This is a genomic window from Streptomyces sp. NPDC026377 (genome assembly GCF_055567715.1).
In genome coordinates, this window is record NZ_JBVHPV010000005.1 from 66,033 (window position 1) to 83,773 (window position 17,741).

General features: G+C 71.6%; 15 protein-coding genes. 3 read left to right on the top strand and 12 right to left on the bottom strand.

Features of this window, described 5'->3' with window-relative positions; genetic code table 11:
• Positions 1–13: 13 nt before the first annotated feature.
• The 4 genes from ACZ4MU_RS12900 to ACZ4MU_RS12915 all read right to left on the bottom strand — a co-directional run bounded on the left by ACZ4MU_RS12900 (position 14) and on the right by ACZ4MU_RS12915 (position 2,950).
• Complete coding sequence (locus tag ACZ4MU_RS12900) at positions 14–1,798, bottom strand: LCP family protein (RefSeq protein WP_467874781.1); 1,785 nt, start codon at positions 1,796–1,798, stop codon at positions 14–16.
• Positions 1,799–1,812: 14 nt separating this feature from the next.
• A complete protein-coding gene (nadD, locus tag ACZ4MU_RS12905) occupies positions 1,813–2,433 on the bottom strand; it encodes a nicotinate-nucleotide adenylyltransferase (RefSeq protein WP_467874783.1) in 621 nt (206 codons plus the stop codon).
• 38 nt (positions 2,434–2,471) lie between these two features.
• Positions 2,472–2,636 carry a hypothetical protein gene (locus ACZ4MU_RS12910; protein ID WP_190092478.1) on the bottom strand — a complete coding sequence of 55 codons (165 nt, stop codon included), beginning with the start codon at positions 2,634–2,636 and terminating at the stop codon, positions 2,472–2,474.
• 89 nt (positions 2,637–2,725) lie between these two features.
• On the bottom strand, positions 2,726–2,950 hold the full coding sequence (locus ACZ4MU_RS12915) for a hypothetical protein (protein WP_467874786.1): 225 nt from the start codon (positions 2,948–2,950) through the stop codon (positions 2,726–2,728).
• A gap of 109 nt (positions 2,951–3,059) precedes the next feature.
• Here ACZ4MU_RS12915 and ACZ4MU_RS12920 point away from each other — a divergent pair, with 109 nt between their 5' ends.
• A complete protein-coding gene (locus ACZ4MU_RS12920; protein WP_467874789.1) occupies positions 3,060–4,211 on the top strand; it encodes a M48 family metallopeptidase in 1,152 nt (383 codons plus the stop codon).
• 37 nt (positions 4,212–4,248) lie between these two features.
• Here the strand turns inward: ACZ4MU_RS12920 and ACZ4MU_RS12925 are convergent, their stop codons facing one another.
• The 8 genes from ACZ4MU_RS12925 to ACZ4MU_RS12960 all read right to left on the bottom strand — a co-directional run bounded on the left by ACZ4MU_RS12925 (position 4,249) and on the right by ACZ4MU_RS12960 (position 13,678).
• The gene (locus ACZ4MU_RS12925) at positions 4,249–5,322 is read right to left on the bottom strand and encodes an SCO2583 family membrane protein (RefSeq protein WP_467874791.1); all 1,074 of its coding nucleotides are present in this window, start codon (positions 5,320–5,322) and stop codon (positions 4,249–4,251) included.
• Positions 5,323–5,693: 371 nt separating this feature from the next.
• Positions 5,694–6,266: an SCO2584 family spore wall biosynthesis protein gene (locus ACZ4MU_RS12930; RefSeq protein WP_467874793.1), complete on the bottom strand. Its 573-nt coding sequence runs from the start codon at positions 6,264–6,266 to the stop codon at positions 5,694–5,696.
• Between the two features lie 146 nt (positions 6,267–6,412).
• Positions 6,413–7,696, bottom strand: a complete 1,284-nt coding sequence (locus ACZ4MU_RS12935; RefSeq protein ID WP_467874795.1) for a glutamate-5-semialdehyde dehydrogenase — start codon at positions 7,694–7,696, stop codon at positions 6,413–6,415.
• Between the two features lie 233 nt (positions 7,697–7,929).
• Complete coding sequence (locus ACZ4MU_RS12940; protein WP_467874798.1) at positions 7,930–8,172, bottom strand: hypothetical protein; 243 nt, start codon at positions 8,170–8,172, stop codon at positions 7,930–7,932.
• Between the two features lie 25 nt (positions 8,173–8,197).
• A complete protein-coding gene (locus tag ACZ4MU_RS12945) occupies positions 8,198–8,683 on the bottom strand; it encodes a hypothetical protein (protein ID WP_467874800.1) in 486 nt (161 codons plus the stop codon).
• 154 nt (positions 8,684–8,837) lie between these two features.
• Positions 8,838–9,965 carry a glutamate 5-kinase gene (gene proB / locus ACZ4MU_RS12950; RefSeq protein ID WP_467874803.1) on the bottom strand — a complete coding sequence of 376 codons (1,128 nt, stop codon included), beginning with the start codon at positions 9,963–9,965 and terminating at the stop codon, positions 8,838–8,840.
• A gap of 348 nt (positions 9,966–10,313) precedes the next feature.
• Positions 10,314–11,288: a UDP-glucose 4-epimerase GalE gene (gene galE, locus ACZ4MU_RS12955; RefSeq protein ID WP_467874805.1), complete on the bottom strand. Its 975-nt coding sequence runs from the start codon at positions 11,286–11,288 to the stop codon at positions 10,314–10,316.
• Positions 11,289–11,515: 227 nt separating this feature from the next.
• Complete coding sequence (locus ACZ4MU_RS12960) at positions 11,516–13,678, bottom strand: PIG-L family deacetylase (protein WP_467874808.1); 2,163 nt, start codon at positions 13,676–13,678, stop codon at positions 11,516–11,518.
• Between the two features lie 200 nt (positions 13,679–13,878).
• Here ACZ4MU_RS12960 and ACZ4MU_RS12965 point away from each other — a divergent pair, with 200 nt between their 5' ends.
• Positions 13,879–14,880, top strand: coding sequence for a hypothetical protein (locus ACZ4MU_RS12965; RefSeq protein ID WP_467874811.1), 1,002 nt, complete (start codon positions 13,879–13,881; stop codon positions 14,878–14,880).
• The gene (locus ACZ4MU_RS12970) at positions 14,877–17,699 is read left to right on the top strand and encodes a stealth conserved region 3 domain-containing protein (protein ID WP_467874813.1); all 2,823 of its coding nucleotides are present in this window, start codon (positions 14,877–14,879) and stop codon (positions 17,697–17,699) included. The genes ACZ4MU_RS12965 and ACZ4MU_RS12970 overlap by 4 nt, the downstream gene beginning before the upstream one ends.
• The last annotated feature ends 42 nt before the right edge of the window (positions 17,700–17,741 follow it).

Consider the following 17,741-nt stretch of genomic DNA (forward strand, 5'->3'; position numbering starts at 1 on the left):
AGCCCCGAAAGGATTACTTGATCTTGTAGTCCTTGCCGAGCACCACGGAGACATCCGCGTTCGCCGCGGCCTTGCCCTGCCGGACCGCTCCGGCCGCCAGCCCCAGCGTTTTGGCCACCTCTTCGGCCTTCGCCTTCTGGCTCGCGTCACCGTAGGTGACGGAGGACGACGCCGCCGTACTCGCGCCGCCCGCGTCGATGACCGCGTAACCGCCGTTGACCAGGGCGATCCGGGCCTTCTCGGCCGCCTTGGGGTTGCCGCTGCCGTTGCTGACGCCGACCCGGACCGCGGAGCCCTTGTCGGGTGCGGTGACCGAGCCGCCCAGGATGTCCTTGACCACGCTGTCACCGGCCTGCGCGCTGAGCGTGCCGTCCTGCTGGACCGGCAGCAGCGCCGTCTTGTAGGCGCCGATCTTGGCGTGCTCGGCGAGCTTGGCCAGCGCGGCACCGAGGTCGGCCTCGGGCAGCGAGGGGTCGAGGATCTGCGCCAGCGTCTGCACCGTGATCGTCGCGGCCTTCGGATCGTCCGAGATCTTGCGCAGCACCCCGTACATCACCTGCCCGAACCGTTGCAGCTGCTTGGCCTCCGCCTCACCGGGCCCCTTGTACGTGGCGTACGCCACGGCCATCTGCCCGGTCAGCGTCTGGTCCTCGCCCTTCTTCACCACGGGGGCGGCGCCTGCCTTGCTGCCCGGCACATCGGCATCCGTACTGACGTCGATGTTTCCGACCAGGTCGACCAGGTTCTCCAGGAACGGCGTGTCCAGCCGCCAGGTTCCGGTGATCCTGGTGCCGAGCAGGGTGCCGAGCGCCTCGCGGGTCCCCTGCGAGCCGTCGCCGTCCACGGACTTGCCCAGCGTGGTGCGGGTGCCGTCGTCGTTGGAGACGGCGAGGGTGTTGGGCAGCAGCACGGTGGTGCCCTGCTTGGTGGTGGCGTTGTTGACGAGCAGCGCCGTGGAGGTGCCGCCCTTCTGGGTGTTGTGCAGATGGACGACGATCACGTCCCGCTTCTGCGCCCCGACCGCGACCGCCGGCTTCCCCGAGTCCGAGGACGAGGACAGGCCGGGCAGCTTGCCGGCCATCCAGAGGTAGCCGACTCCGCCGACCACCGCGAGCGCGAGGACCACCACGAGCGCGACCACCCGGTTGCGGCCCCGGCGCCGCGCCTCCTCGCGCCGCTCGGTGCGGCTCTCGGTGAACTTCAGCCAGTCGATGACGTCTTCGGAGTCCTCGTCGGGCTCCTCGATGAACGAGAACTGCTCGGTGCGGTAGTCGCGTTCTTCCTTGCGCTGCTGCGGCAGCACCGGGACCTGCTCGGCCACCGGCTCCGGCTCGGGCTCGGCCTCGCGCACAGGGGCCTGCGCCTGCGCGGAAGCCTGGGCGGTCTGGGCCGGGGGCTGCTCGCCGCCCCACTGCTGCGTGTCGTAGGCGTACCCCTGGTGCTGCTGGGGCGCGGAGGGCTGAACGGGCTGCCCGTACGCGTCGTAACCGGAACCCGAGCCGGAACCGGAACCGGAACCCGAGCCGTAGTCGTAGTCGTAGCCGTACGAGGGCTGCTGCTGGGCGTACGGGTCATATCCGTGACCGTCATGCCGGGCTTGCTGCTGCTCCTGCGGGTGGCCTTGATAGTCCTGCTGGTGCTGGTGGGCCTGAGGGGACTGCTGCGGCTGGGCCTGGCCGTACGGGTCGTACGCACCCTGCTGGGGCACCTGCTGGTACACCGGCTGGCCGTACTCGTCATAACCGACAAGCTGCACCTGCGGCGCATAGGGGTCGTAGGGGTCCTGTCGGTCGTTCACCGGGTGCCCTTCTCTCACTCGCCGCGGTAGAGCTGGCGCTTGTCGATGTAGCGCACCACACCGTCCGGAACCAGATACCAGACCGGGTCGCCCTGCGCGACCCTCGCCCGGCAGTCCGTCGACGAGATGGCCAGGGCGGGCACCTCCACCAGCGACACCCCGCCCTCGGGCAGGCCGTCGTCCGTCAGTATGTGGCCGGGCCGGGTCACCCCGATGAAGTGGGCGAGCGAGAACAGCTCGTCCACATCACGCCAGGTGGTGAGGATCTGCGAGAGCGCGTCGGCGCCGGTGATGAAGAACAGGTCCGCGTCACTGTTGAGGGAGCGCAGGTCACGCAGCGTGTCCACGGTGTACGTCGCGCCGCCGCGGTCGATGTCGATCCGGCTCACCGAGAACTGCGGGTTGGACGCGGTCGCGATGACCGTCATCAGATACCGGTCCTCGGGCGCGGAGACGATTTTGTGGCTCTTCTGCCACGGCTGCCCCGTCGGTACGAACACGACCTCGTCCAGATGGAACTGGGACGCCACCTCGCTGGCGGCCACCAGGTGACCGTGGTGGATCGGGTCGAACGTTCCGCCCATCACGCCGATGCGCCGCTTGACCGGACCGGTAGGCACTTCCTGCTCTCCCATGCGTGCAGAGCCTACTGGCCCGGTGGAAACGCCCCGACTCAGCGGTCGCGGTTGAAACGCGTGGTGATCCACAGCAGGAGCAGCAGCGCGAACAGCGCGCCGCCACCGGTGACGTACGGGCTGAGGCTTTCGTGGTTGCCACCGTGCTCGGCGCCCTCGGCGAGGGTGACCAGGTGCGTGGCGGCGGTGCTGGTGAGGCTCATCGTCAGCAGGACCTATCCGGGAGTCGGAGCGGAGACTTCGGGCACATCGTATGCGGGCCGCCCGGGCACTCTCACGCCGACTCAGCCGTTCAGTCCTTGACGACGCCCTCCGCGTCGGGGCCCGCGCCCCGGCGCGGCTCGCCGTCCGGCTTGGCCGCGGCCGCGTCGCCACCGTCGTTCGTGCGGTAGCCGCGTAGCAGCAGCCAGGCGAGGCCGCCCGCACCGAGAATCGACACCAGCAGCAGGATCCGCAGCACATTGCCGGGTCCCTGATGCTCCGAGGCGGCGGCGAGAAGCGTGACGGCGTCCGTCATGGCAGGTGTCTCCTTGGTTATCCACAGGCCCCCGCCCCACGGTAGCCCCACCGCCTAGGGTGGATGTCGTCAGGGGGACGAGCCGAGACTCTCCGACAGGGGGAACACCATGACCGACAACGTCCAGGACAGCGTGCCGAGCAGGCAGCGCCGCCGCTTCCCCGGGATCTCCTCCCGGGCCTATGAACACCCCGCCGACCGGTCGGCGCTGGTGGCGCTGCGCAGGCTCAGCGGCTTCGACACGGTCTTCAAGGCGCTCAGCGGACTGCTGCCGGAGCGCAGCCTGCGCCTGCTGTTCCTCTCCGACTCCGTGCGCGTGAGCGACGCCCAGTTCGCCCACCTCAACTCGATGCTGCGGGACGCCTGTTACATCCTGGACCTGGAGAAGGTCCCCCCGATGTACGTGACCCAGGACCCCCGACCCAACGCGATGTGCATCGGTCTCGACGAGCCGATCATCGTCGTCACCACCGGCCTCGTGGAACTGCTCGACGAGGAGGAGATGCGCGCGGTCGTCGGCCACGAGGTGGGCCACGCCCTGTCCGGCCACTCGGTCTACCGCACGATCCTGCTCTTCCTCACCAACCTGGCGCTGAAGGTCGCCTGGATCCCGCTGGGCAATGTGGCGGTCATGGCGATCGTGACGGCGCTGCGGGAGTGGTTCCGCAAGTCGGAGCTGTCCGCCGACCGGGCCGGGCTGCTCGTCGGCCAGGACCTCCAGGCCTCGATGCGGGGCCTGATGAAGATAGCCGGTGGCAACCACCTCCACGAGATGAACGTGGACGCGTTCCTGGAGCAGGCCGAGGAGTACGAGGCGGGCGGTGACCTGCGCGACTCCGTCCTGAAGATCCTGAACGTGCTGCCCCGCTCGCACCCGTTCACCACGGTGCGCGCGGCCGAGCTGAAGAGGTGGGCCGAGAGCCGTGACTACCAGCGCCTGATGGACGGCCACTACCCCCGTCGTGAGGAGGACAAGGACACGTCGGTCTCCGACTCGTTCCGCGAGTCCGCCGCCTCGTACGCCGAGACGGTCCGCACGAGCAAGGATCCGCTGATGAAGCTGGTCGGCGACATAGCCGGCGGCACGGCGGACCTGGGCGGCAAGCTGTACGGCAGGTTCACGGGCGCGGGGTCCGCCTCGCGCGCCTCGGACCGGCCGCAGGGCGGAGAGCGGGACGGCTGGCAGGACCGGCCTTCCGGCCCGGCGGCGGACGGCGACGGGCCCGGCGGGGCGCAGGAGAGGCCGGGGCCGGACGCCTAGGAGGGACGGCCACCGGAGAGCGCGTACCCATGGGCGCCTACGGCGTCGGCTGGGCGTTCGTGGCGAGGGTGCCGCAGAGGGCCGCGGTGGCGGGACCGGTCGCGTACGGGTCGGTGCCCGCCGGACCGGTCGCGCTGGTCCGCTCGCCCGCGAGCAGGGGCCGCAACTGTGCGGAGACATCGGCCGAGCAGGCCTGCGGCCCGGCCTCCACATAGCTGAACTGCAGCTCGGCCCGGTGCAGCCGCAGGTCGTCGCGGTCGAAGCGGAAGTGCAGCTCACGGCGGACGGTGAAGAGCGAGGCCGCCTTGTCCTGGCCTGAGGCGGCCGGACGCAAGGCGTACGTGAAGGTGTGGTCGGACGTCACGTCGAGGGTGTCCCGGCCGGACTCGGCGTAGTGGAAGGTGCCCTGCACACGTACCTGGGTGTCGGCGAGGGCGACCTTGGCCGGATCGAAGCGCACCAGCCAGCCGGTGGCGGCGTGCCGGCCATCGTCGGCGGGGTTGTCGATGCTCTGGTCGAACTGGGCGATCAGCTCCGGATCGAGCAGGGCCCGCACCTGGTGCACGGACTTCCCCGTCAGCACCTGGGGGTCCAGGGAGGACTGGACCAGATACTCCTTGGCGGTGGTGACACCGGCGATGATCTGGCTCTCGGAGAAGTGGGACGTCCTGCGGACGGCCGGAAGGTTGATGCCGTCGGCGCCGGTGCGGAACTGGGCGGCCGGGCTGTGGTCGAAGAGGCGGGCCGCGTCGATGCCGGGGACGACAGTCTGCGGGGCCAGGGGTATCACGGTCATGCGCAGGGGCTCGGCGGCGACGCTGCCGCCACGGGGCTGGTAGGGGTGGCGCAGGCCCATATAGACGGCGGTGCCGAACGCGATGAAGAGGAGGACCGCCAGCGCGACTATCTGTTTGGTGAAGGGCTTGAAGGACCAGCTGGACCGGCTGCGCACCGCGCGCGCGTGCTCGCGCATCCGTTCCTGTGCGGAGAACTCCTGCAGGCGGGCAGCGCGGACGAACGACTCGTCGAACACGACGGATCGGTACTCGTCCTCACCTCCGCCGGGGAAGCCCTCCGGGGTTCCCTCGGGTGGCTCTCCGCGCCCTGCCATACCTTCAGGGTAGGTCGCGGGAGGGGCCGATAAACGCGCTGCTACGCGACAAGTTCTGACGAGTTCCCACGCGGTTGTGCAGGGTGGGGTCAGAGCCAGGTCAGGGGACGGTCAGGACGACGTCGGGGCGGGGGAAAGGCCTGGTCAGGCGTGGGGTGGGTGGGGCGGGCGGGGTGGGAGGGGGTTGGGGGGCGGGGGGGGAGGGGCCCCCACCCCCAGCCGACGTCAAAACCCCGAGACCCGAGACCCGAGACCCGAGACCCGAGACCCGAGACCCGCGCCCCGAACCCCGAATCCCGCGCCCCGCGCCCGAGCCCCGACAGCCAAGCCCCCACCCCCGAAACCCAACCCCCACCCCAGACCCCGCCCCCTCAAGGCCGCCGGGGCACGGCCGCGACTGGCGGGGCCGAGTAGTCCGCCGAGGCGGTGGGGCCGACGGTGGCTGGAATCGGTGGCCCTGACTTGTCCACGTTGCTGGTGGCGGGGAGCGGGGCGGGGTCGTCGCGGCCGTTGGAGGCGCCCCGGTAGACGGCCACGAAGGCGAGGGCGACCATGCCGATGCCCATGATCAGGGCGAGCAGCCAGGCGACGGGGCGGTGCCAGCGGGCCCGGCCGCGGTAGGGGCGCAGCACGCCGCCGTGCGGGCCGTAGGGTCCGGCTTCGGCGCTGCCGGGGAGGGCGGTGCCGTAGGCGTCGGTGTCGCGGGCGAGGTAGGGGAAGTCGTCGTCGGCTCCCGCGCCCGCTCGGGCTCGGGCCGCTTCAGCCTCGGCGCGGGCCTGCGCCGCGGCCAACAGCCGTTCCACGGCGCTGGGTTCGTGGATCTGCGCGGCCCGTACGAAGTCCTCGTCGAAGACCACGGAGGCGAATGCGTCGTCCGCGCCTCCGCGGTCGTCGTCGGGCTCCCAGCCGTTCGGGAACGGCCTGCCCCCCACGTCGTCCGGCACGGGTTCAGACTAGCCTCGTAGCGGATGTTTTGGGCAGGGAGTGTCCGAACTCTCCCCCTCGGTTGACACGTCCGGCGCCACCTAGGGCGGCAAGCCGGAGGCCGCCCACCGTGGGGAAGGGCCGCGCTTCTCCCGGTCGGGTCCCGTCAGCGCACGTGGCCGTCGCCGGTGACGATGTACTTGGTGGAGGTGAGCTCCGGCAGGCCCATGGGGCCGCGGGCGTGGAGCTTCTGGGTGGAGATGCCGATCTCGGCGCCGAAGCCGAACTGGCCGCCGTCGGTGAAGCGGGTGGAGGCGTTCACGGCAACGGTGGTGGAGTCGACCAACTGGGTGAATCGGCGGGCGGCGGCCTGGGAGGTGGTGACGATCGCCTCGGTGTGGCCGGAGGTCCACTGGCGGATGTGGGCGACGGCGTCGTCGAGGGAGTCGACGACGGCGGCGGCGAGGTCGTAGGAGAGGTATTCGGTCTCCCAGTCCTCGGCGGTGGCCGCGACGACGGTCGCCTTGGTGCCGTCGGCGTAGGTCTGGACGCGCGGGTCGCCGTGGACGGTGACGCCCGCCTCGGCGAGGGCGTCGAGGGCGCGCGGCAGGAAAGCGTCGGCGATGTCGCGGTGGACGAGGAGGGTCTCGGCGGCGTTGCAGACGGAGGGGCGCGAGGCCTTGGAGTTGATGAGGATGTCGACGGCCATGTCGAGGTCGGCCTGGGCGTCCACGTAGACGTGGCAGTTGCCGGTGCCGGTCTCGATGACGGGGACGGTGGACTCCTCGACGACGGTGCGGATGAGGGAGGCTCCGCCGCGCGGGATGAGGACGTCGACGAGGCCGCGGGCGCGCATCAACTCGCGTACGGAGTCGCGGGATTCGCCGGGGACGAGCTGGACGGCGTCGGCGGGCAGTCCGGTGCCGGCGACGGCGTCGCGCAGGACGCGTACGAGGGCGGTGTTGGACTCGTACGCGGAGGAGGAGCCGCGCAGCAGGACGGCGTTGCCGGACTTGAGGCAGAGGGCGGCGGCGTCGACGGTGACGTTGGGGCGGGCTTCGTAGATGATGCCGACGACGCCGAGGGGGACCCGGATCTGGCGCAGGTCGATGCCGTTGGGGAGGGTGGAGCCGCGGACGACTTCGCCCACGGGGTCGGGGAGGGCCGCGACGTCGCGTACGTCGGAGGCGATGGCGCGGACGCGTTCGGGAGTGAGGGTGAGGCGGTCGATGACGGTCTCGCTGGTCCCGGCGTCGCGGGCCTTGGCGATGTCGAGGGCGTTGGCCTCGACGATCTCCTCGGTGCGCGCTTCGAGGGCGTCGGCGATGGCCAGGAGCGCGTCGTCCTTGGCCGAGCGCGGCAATGGCGCGATCGCGGCGGCGGCCGTGCGGGCCCGGCGGGCGGACTGGGTGACCGGGGACAGGTTCTCGGTGGGGGAAGACGCGCTCATGTCCGCAGGGTAATGCGCCGGGCGGTCGCGTTCCGCACGGATTCCACGTGCCGAGACGGGGCTCTCACGGGCCGGTCATGGCGGTTGTACGGGCCGTGCGTGTTCTACGGGGCGTACGGGCCCGGGGGCGCCGGGGGTCGCGGGTGCGGGCGGCGGGCCGGGATGCGGGCCGCCCGGAGCGGGCGCGTCCAGGGCCACCGCGTTCACGTCGGGCGCGCCCAGGACCGCCGCGTTCAGGTCGGGCGCGTCCAGGACCGACGCTTCCAGATCGCGCGCGCCCAGGGCCGGTGCCTCCGCGTCAGGCGCGTCCAGAACCGGCGCACCCGACCGGCCGCCGCCAGAACCGGCGCGTCCAGAACCGGCGCATCCCGACTCCGCGCCGCCAGAACCGGCGCGTCCAGAACCGGCGTGGCCAGAACTGGTGCATCCAAAGTGGTCCCCGCCCCGACCGGCATGTCCAGAATCAGCGCATCCACGCCCCAGCCCCCCAGGACCGCCCCCTCAAAAGGGGTGGACGCCGACAGGTGCGGCTGGAGGTGGTCCGTAGCCCTCGGCGAGGCGCTGGTGGTAGGTCTCGCGGTCGATGACCTCCAGGCCGACGATCTCCCAGGGCGGGAGTTTGGCGGTGGAGCGGTGCTCGCCCCACAGGCGCAGGGCGACGGCCGCCGCGTCGTGCAGGTCGCGGGCCTCTTCCCAGTAGCGGATCTCGGCATGGTCGCCGGCGTATCTGCTGGTCAATAAGAAGGGGTGGTCGTGGGCGAGCTGTTCGAGGCCGCGGCGGACCTCTTTGAGCGGGATTTCGGCGCCGGAGACGCTGAGGGTGATGTGCCAGAGCCTGGGGGTGTCCCCGGGCTTCTCCCGCTCCTCGGTCTGTGTGATGTCGGTCCCCGTGCCCACGCTGGTCAGGGTCCGCCCGTCCTCGCCCACGGCCCTGCGGGCGTGGGTTCCCCCGACTCGGGGCGCCGCCCCCGGGCGCGCTCGTCTCACCGGCGGCCTCCTGTGATGCTGTGAGCTGCGATGCGATGGAGCAACCCCGCGGGTCACCCCCGCGAGTACCCCGAAACAAAGTTGACCAGTCCCGGCCGGGTCGCGGGGCGGTTTTCCTGAAGGTGTCGGTCCGAGGGCCGGACTTTCAGCCGTTTCAGGGGCCGAGGACGACCAGATCGTCCCTGTGTACGACTTCTCGCTCGTAGGCGGGACCGAGTTCGCGGGCGAGTTCCCGGGTGGAGCGGCCGAGGAGTTGCGGGATCTCCTTGGCGTCGAAGTTGACGAGGCCGCGGGCGATGGCGCGGCCGGTGGTGTCGCGCAGTTCGACGGGGTCGCCGGCGCTGAACTCGCCCTCGACGGCGGCGATTCCGGCGGGCAGCAGGGAGGAGTGGCGTTCGAGGACGGCGGTGACGGCTCCGTCGTCGAGGACGAGGTGGCCCTGGGGGGTGGAGGCGTGGGCGAGCCAGAGGAGGCGGTCGGCGGAGCGGCGGCCGGTGGGGTGGAAGTAGGTGCCGGTGTCGCGTCCGGCGAGGGCGTCGGCGGCGTGGCTGGCGGAGGTGAGGACGACGGGGACGCCGGCGGCGGCGGCGATGCGGGCGGCTTCGACCTTGGTGACCATGCCGCCGGTGCCGACACCGGCTTTTCCGGCACTGCCGATCTGTACGTGGGCGATGTCGTCGGGGCCGTGTACTTCGCCGATGCGGGTGGTGCCGGGGGTGCTGGGGTCGCCGTCGTAGAGGCCGTCGACGTCGGAGAGGAGGACGAGGAGGTCGGCGCGGACGAGGTGGGCGACGAGGGCGGCGAGGCGGTCGTTGTCGCCGAAGCGGATCTCGTCGGTGGCGACGGTGTCGTTCTCGTTGACGACGGGGAGGGCGCCCATGGCGAGGAGCTGGTCGAGGGTGCGGTAGGCGTTGCGGTAGTGGGCGCGGCGGCTGGTGTCGTCGCTGGTGAGCAGGACTTGTCCGACGCGTACGCCGTAGCGGGCGAAGGAGGCGGTGTAGCGGGCGACGAGGAGGCCCTGGCCGACGCTGGCCGCGGCCTGCTGGCGGGCGAGGTCGGTGGGGCGGCGGCGCAGGCCGAGGGGGGCGAGTCCGGCGGCGATGGCGCCGGAGGAGACCAGCACTATCTCCTTCTCGCCGCCGCTGCGGGCTTTGGCGAGGACGTCGACGAGGGCGTCGACGCGGTCGGCGTCGAGGCCGCCGGAGGCGGTGGTGAGGGAGGACGAGCCCACCTTGACGACGATCCTGCGGGCCTGGGTCACGTACTGCCTTGCCACTGTCACACCGGGAAATCTATGCCAGGCCGGGGCGGGGGCGCACGGCCGTTTCGAGCGTTGGACGCGGGCGCCGGGCCGGGCGGGGGCTGTGGGGTCCGGGGGGCCGGGGCCGTCCGGGCCCCTGGTGACCCGGGGCCCGGACTTTGGGCCGAAGCCGGACAGGACTCCAGCCGAGCCGTGGCCGAAGCCCGACCCCCGGCCGGAGTCGAATCGGCCCGTGCCCGAGCGGGGGCCGAAGCCCGACCCCCGGCCGGGGTCAGAACCGGGCCGAACCCGAACCCGAACCCGAGCCCAAGCCCCCGGCCCCGGCCCCGGCCCCAAGGCACCCGAATCCCCCGGTACCCCCGATACCCCTCACCCCCGCGGGTGCCGCAGCAGCCACCCCTCCCAGGCTGAGGTGACCATCGCGCGGATGTCGTGGCGGGCGGTCCAGTCGAGTTCCTTGGTGATGAGCTCGGCGGAGGCTACGACGCGGGCGGGGTCGCCGGGGCGGCGGGGGGCGATCTCGGGGGCGGGCTCGGTGATGCCGGTGACGTCGCGGATGATGTCGACCATCTCGGCGACGGAGGCGCCTTCGCCGCGGCCGATGTTGAGGATGAGCGCGGCGTCGGGGTCGGCGGCGAGCCGGCGGGCGGCGGCGAGGTGGGCGGCGGCGATGTCCTCGACGTGGATGTAGTCGCGTACGCAGGTGCCGTCGGGGGTGGGGTAGTCGTTGCCGAAGATCAGCGGTGCCTTGCCCTCGGTGAGGCGTTCGAAGACCATCGGGACGAGGTTGAAGATCCCGGGGTCGCCGAGGTCGGGGGTGGCGGCGCCGGCGACGTTGAAGTAGCGCAGCGAGGCGGTGGCCATGCCGTGCGCCTTGCCGACGGCGCTGACGAGCCATTCCCCGGCGAGCTTGGTCTCGCCGTAGGGGCTCATGGGCCGGCATTCGGTCTGCTCGGTGACGAGGTCGACGTCGGGCATGCCGTAGACGGCGGCGGAGGAGGAGAACAGGAAGCGGCGCACGCCGGCGTCGGCGGCGGCTTCCAGGACTGTCCGCAGGCCCTCGACGTTCTCGCGGTAGTAGTGCAGGGGGCGTTCGACGGATTCGCCGACCTGCTTCTTGGCGGCGATGTGGATGACGCCGTCGACGTCGTTCTCGCGCAGGACGCGGTCGAGGACGGCGCGGTCGAGGACGGTGCCGCGTTCCAGGAGGACGCCTTCGGGCAGCCGGGCCGGGTCGCCGGTGCTGAGGTCGTCGAGGACGACGACGCGCTCCCCGCCGTCGACGAGGGCCTTCACCACGTGAGATCCGATGTAGCCGGCACCGCCTGTGATCATCCAAGTCATGCGGACAGTCTAGGAGGCGGCCGGGGGCGGGTGGCGGGGCCGGGCGCGGCCGTTTCTGTGACTTTTCGTACGAAGGTGTGGGCGGCGTAAGGGCGGACGGCGGTTCCGGAGGCGTGAACCGCAGCACGGGGGTGCGGGCCGGGACAGGTGAGGCGTACGGGAGTTGTGCGCGCGCCCCCGCTGTCCACCGGTCCGCCCCGGACGGGCGGGGCGGACCGGTGTGTCGCTCAGACGGTGCCCGCGCGCGGCGGGACCCTGGTGACCGCGGGGGTGGTGTTCAGGTTGAGCGTGACGAGGGCGACGCCCTCGCTCGCGCCCTGGACGACGGCGGGGGCACCGACCATGAAGCCGGAGGACGCGTCGCCGTGGAGGGTGACCTGCTTGCCGCTGTCGACCATCTCGATGGAGCCGGTGCCGCTGCGGGAGCTCAGCATGACGCCGCCGGTGGCGAGGTCCTGGCCGTCGACGAGGGCGACGGGGCCGTAGCCGGTGACCTTCTGGTCGGGCAGTTCGGTCCAGCGGCCGGCCTGGCCGCCGCGGAGCTGGGCGACGTTGATCTGGTCGCTGGAGGGCTTGTGGAAGGCGAGCAGCACGGAGCCGTCCTGGGCGGTGACCGCGTCGGGGGCGTCGCCGGGCCGGGTCTTGAGGCCACGGACGCCGCGGACCAGGGGGCCGCCGGGGTTCTTCTGGGTCCAGTGCTCGACCCAGCCGAAGGCGGAGCCGAAGACGTGGATGCGGCCGTCGCCGTCGACGGTGGCGGCGAGGCCCTCCTGGATCTGTCCGCCGCCGGTCAGCTTCTGCCACGGCGACCAGGTGCCGTGCTTGTCGCGGACGCGGGTGCTGACGCCCTTGGCGGCGTTGCGCACGAAGACGTGGATGGTGCCGTCGGGGGCGGCCACCGCGGTGGGCGGGCCGGTCAGGCGCGAGCGGCGGGGGTCGGTCTCGGGGTTGCCGAGGCTGGTCCAGCGCTCCTCGAAGGCGCCGCCGGCGCTCTTCTGCTGGAGGACCACTATCTCGCGGGTGTCGTCCTTGTCGGCGGCGCCCAGGCCGGTGAAGCGCAGGCCGAGGACGAGGTGGCGGCCGTCGGCGGCGACGACGGCGCTGAGGGCGGGGGCCAGGGGGCCGCCGCCGAGGTCCTCCGCGGCGCCCCAGCCGCCGCTGTAGGGGCCGGACTCGCGCCAGCGGGCGGCGCGGGTGCCGAGTACGGCGTAGGCGCTCATCCGGCCGTCCTCGTCGATGACGACCTTGGGGCCGGCGGTCGGGTAGCGGCGGTGGGTGGAGCGGACCCAGCCCTTCTTGGACCTCAGGACGCCGTTGAGGCCGACGGAGTAGTCGCCGCAGCCCGAGGCGTTGCCGCAGTTCCAGCTGGAGGCGCCGCCGTAGGCGTTGAGGTACTCGGTCTTCTGGTGGACGGTGTCGCCCGGCAGGTTGTAGGGCCAGCGCTGGTTGTAGTAGCCGCGGAAGGCCTCGGTGAGGAAGCCCGGGGTGCGGCTGCCCTCGCTGCTGCCCTGGCCCCACTGGGCGAGGGCGCGCCAGGTGAACAGGGCGACGGCGGTGTGGTCGGGGTGGTCGGAGTAGCCGACCTGGTCGCTGCCGCGCGGGTGGAGCTTGTCGTGGACCTGGGCGTCGGGGTCCGGGTCGAGGGTGCGCACCAGCGTGGGCCGGTACTTGCGCATCAGGAACAGCAGCGCGTCGGTGAGTTCGTCGCGGCTGAAGGTGTACTTCTCGCGGACCGGGGACTCGGGGGTGGGCTGGGTGCGCAGCACCACGCCGGGGGTGTTCCACAGCTGGGTCATGCCGACCCAGCCGCGGCCGGTCTTCTCGTGCATCCGCACGCCGAGGAAGATCAGTTCGGCGCGGCGGCCCTCGTACTCCAGGACGTTGAGCTCGGCCTCGCGTCCGCCGGGCAGCTTCAGGGCGGTGCGCGTCCAGGGGGTGAACAGGGTCGCGCCGAGCATGCGGGCGTACGCCTGGCGCAGGCCCTGCTGGCGGGCGCTGACGTAGGCGGGCACGTCGGGGCGGGCCTTGGGCTCGCCGGGTGCCTGGTTGACGCCGAAGGAGCCGCCGCCGGTGACGTACACGGAGACGACGGGGACGCCGCGCTCGATGGTGTGGAGCGTGTCGGGGTTCATGAAGAACAGGTCGTCGTCCGGGTGCGCGACGATCGCCATGGCGAGCGGGCGGCCGGGGGTGTCGAAGCTGCTGCGGTGGTCGACCGGCAGCAGCGACACCGGCTTCGGTGGTTGACTGGTGACGGCGGCGGCGCCCCTGGCCGAGGGGTGCTTGCTGTCACACCCGGCGATCGCCCCCGCCGCCACCATTCCCGCCAGCGAAGCCAGCACGGTACGCCGGGAGGCCACTTGGCGTCCCATCTTCGGCCAGCGTCCCATGTCTTTCTCCCACTCCCCGCTCCACGTTCATCTGCGATCAAGCAGACCGCCACCCGAGGAGAGGGCGGAAACTTCGTTTGGGTTCCACTCGATGAAGCAATCGTGATGCATCGATAGAATTACGAAGCAACTTGCCGATCTTACGCATTATTGGCACCATGCAACGCTGACCATTGGCCCAGACGAGAGCTAGGTTCACCGTGAGTGACTCACTGCTGCCCTATGCGGTGGGCGCCGCCAAGCGGGCCCGCCGCGCGGCAGTACGTATGCGCCGACGTGTCGAGCAGATGCATACCGTACCGGCCATCGACGGAGTCAAGCCGCGTCCGCTGCTGCGGCCGGTGCACTTCTCGGTCTCCGGTGGGCGCACCCTGAACTTCGCGGTGACGTTCCCGCGCCGTCCCGAGGCGGTCGGCGCTGCTCATCTGGAGATGTCGCGCGGGCGCAAGGTCGTCCACGTGGAGCTGGAGCAGGAGCCGCAGAGTGACGGAAGTCTCCTTCTGACGGCGACCGTTCCGCTGCGCCATGACGACCCGTCGGAGACCGCCACCCGCGGTCCGGTGCTCTCGTCCGGTATGTGGCGGATGGAGGTCGTCGTCACCGGCAGTGACGGCCGTGAGCTGCGGGCCAAGATCGCCTCGGCCCCGGTGGAGTCCTCCGACGGCCCTACCCTGTCCACGTCGCCCTCCCCCACCAGCGGCGCGGTCTTCCGCCCGGTCCGCTCGGTCGACGGCCGTTCGATGCTGAACGTGCGCGGCCCGCGCCACCAGGCCGAGCTCACCTCGTTCGAGCTGCGCTGGGACCGGATCGTGGTGCACGGCCGGCTCATCGCGCCGAAGGCACCGTTCGAGGAGTACACCGCGGAGGCGGTGCTGCGGCGCGGCGGCAAGTCGGCCGCGGCGGCGGTGGTGTGGGACGGTGACCGCTTCACCTTCGACGTGCCGCTCGCCGAGATGGCGGTCGGCCGCGCCACCCGCACCTGGGACATGCATCTGAAGGCCGACGGGAACCGGATCAAGATCGCCCGGCGGCTGACGGACGTCCGTCACCCCAAGCAGGTCTACCGGACGCCGTTCCGTATCGTCGCTCTCGACAACGGGGCGCTCGCGCGGGTGCACGCCTACGTCACACCGGCCGGCGTGCTCGCCGTGTCCTGTACCGGATTCGGAACCGCCCCCCGTGGCGCAGAGGAAGTTGCATGAAGATCACGTTTCTGCTCACCTGGGGCGACGAGATGGGCGGCACCGAGATGGCCGCCTACACCCAGGCGATCCATCTCGCTCCCCGGCACGAGGTCGAGGTGCTGAGCGTCTTCAAGACCCGCCCGGAGCCGTTCTTCTCGGCCGCCCAGCAGGTCAAGCGGCGCTACCTGGTGGACAGGACCGAATCGTACGGACGTCCGGTGCGCCCCAGCACGCTGGACGAGAACGCCTGTAGGACCCTGGAGTCGCTGCCGAGCGAGATCATCAAGCCGTCCTGGGAGTCGACGTTCGACCGGCTCTCCGACATCGAGATGACGGCCGCCCTCGGCTCGCTCGACTCGGACGTGCTGATCACCACCACCCCGGCGCTGCTGGCCGCCGCCGCCGAGCTCGCCCCCTCCCGGGTCGTCACCGTGCACCAGGAGCACCGCGCCTCCCAGCTGCGCGGCGTCTCCGGTGAGCCGTTGCTGGTCTACGGCCCGCGCGTGGACGCGCTGGTGTCGCTGACCGAGCGCACCAACGACTGGTTCTCCGACTCGCTGCGCGAGTCCGCCCCGGAGCTCGCCGCGATCCCCAACGCGGTGCCCGACGGCTACCGCCCGCGCGCCGACCTGGAGTCCAGGACGATCGTCCTGGCCGCCCGGATGACCCCGGAGAAGCAGCTCGACCACGCCATCCACGCCTTCCACCGGATCTCCGCGGACTTCCCCGACTGGCAGCTGCGGATCTTCGGCGACGGGCCGCAGGAGGTGCGTCTGCGCCGCCTCGTCGAGGGCCTGGGCATGCACTCGCGGATCGAACTGGTGGGCCGCTCCTCGCAGATGGAGCAGGAGTGGGCCAAGGCCAGCGTCTGCCTGCTGCCCTCGCGCAACGAGGCGTTCCCGCTGGTGCTCCTGGAGATGTTCGCGGCCGGCGTGCCGGTCATCGCGTACGACATCGTCACCGGGCCCGCCGAGATCATCCGCCACGACGTGGACGGTCTGCTCGTGCCGCCCGGCGACATCGACTCGCTGGCCGCGGCGATGTCCCGGCTGATGGGCGAGGACGACACCCGGCACGCCTTCGGCAAGGCCGCCCGCAAGGGCGTGTACGAGCGGTTCGGCGGCGAGGACATCACCGCCCGCTGGGAGGAGCTCTTCGCCAGGCTGGTGGCCCGCCGCGACACCCCCGAGCGCCTCGCCCAGCGCGCGGACCGCACCGCGCTGCGCATCGCGGCCGGCGGCACCCGCAGCTTCAGCGTCGCCGCCCCCGTCTCGGCCCTGTCGAACTCGGCGGACGAGCAGAAGGCCCGCGAGGTGATGATCCAGGCGCAGGACCGCAGCGGGACGCTGATCCGCTCGGCCGGCCGCCTCGCCGAGCAGCGCGACGACATCACCGGCCCGCGCATGGCCCAGATCAACCTGGAGATCACCGCCAAGGTCCTGGAGGACGCGGGGATCCCGTACATCCTGCTCCGCCACGACGTCGGTGTCGCCCACCGCGTCGCCGTCCCCGTGGAGATGCGCCGCCGGGTGCTGGAGGCCATGTCGACGGCCCTGCACGGCAAGCCGGTCTACGCCGAGCTGGTCACCCCGCGCGGCGCGGCCCCCGGCGCGGTCCTCGCCGAGCGCCTCGACGGCGTCGGTGAGGTGGCGGGCCTCAGGGTGTTCAAGCCGATCACCTCCGAGAGCCGCACCCTGCGCTACGGCCCGGCCTACGGCTGCGGTCTGGAGTTCTGGGCGGAGTCGGAGGAGGACGGCTGGCGCGAGACGCCCCGCCTGACCACCCTGCTCGGGCGCCGCCTGCCCAACCTGGAGGCCACCGCCAAGCTGCGGGTCGGCGAGCGCGACTACCCGACGCTGGCGCAGTTCACCAAGCAGCTGATGTGGGACGTCGACTACCCGATCGACGTCGTCTACACCTGGGTCGACGACACCGACCCGGCCTGGCAGGAGCGCCGCGACTCGGTGCGCCGCAGCCGCAACATGCCGACCAACGACGCCGACAGCGGCGACGTGCGCTTCCGCAACCGCGACGAGCTGCGCTACTCGCTGCGCTCCCTGGAGATGTTCGCGCCCTGGGTGCGCACCATCTACCTGGTGACCGACGACCAGACGCCGGAGTGGCTGGACACCACTCAGCCCGGCATCAAGGTCGTCAGCCACCGGGAGATCTTCAAGGACCCGGCCTGGCTGCCGACGTTCAACTCGCACGCCATCGAGAGCCAGCTGTACCGCATCGAGGGCCTCGCGGAGCACTTCCTCTACCTCAACGACGACGTGTTCATCGGCCGTCCGCTGGCGCCTTCGTCGTTCTTCCTGAGCAACGGGGTGGCGAAGTTCTTCCGCTCGCCCACCACCGTCCCGCCGACCGAGCCGTCCCCGGACGACGAGGGCTACTTCGCGGCCGCCAAGAACAACCGGGCGCTGCTGGAGAAGGCGTTCGGGCGGGTGGCGACCAACAGCTTCCTGCACGCGCCGCACCCGCTGCGCCGCAGTGTGCTGACCGAGATCGCGGACAAGTTCCCCGAGGAGGTGGGCCGGACCGCGGCCAACCCCTTCCGCGCCAACTCGGACCTGTCCATCACGTCCTCGCTCCACCACCACTACGGCTACCTGACCGGCAGTTCGGTGCCGAGCGCGATCTCGTGCAGCTACATCAACGTGGGCAACTACGACCACCACACGGTGCTGACCCGGCTGCTCGCCGAGCGCGGCCACGACACGTTCTGCATCGGTGAGTCCGCCGACGCGGAGGTGTCGGTGGAGGAGCAGGACCGCGTGCTGCGGGCGTTCCTGAGCGCGTACTTCCCGGTGAAGTCCCGCTACGAGCGCGACTGACGCGGCGGACACGTCGGGTACGCGAAAGGGGCCCGCCCGGAC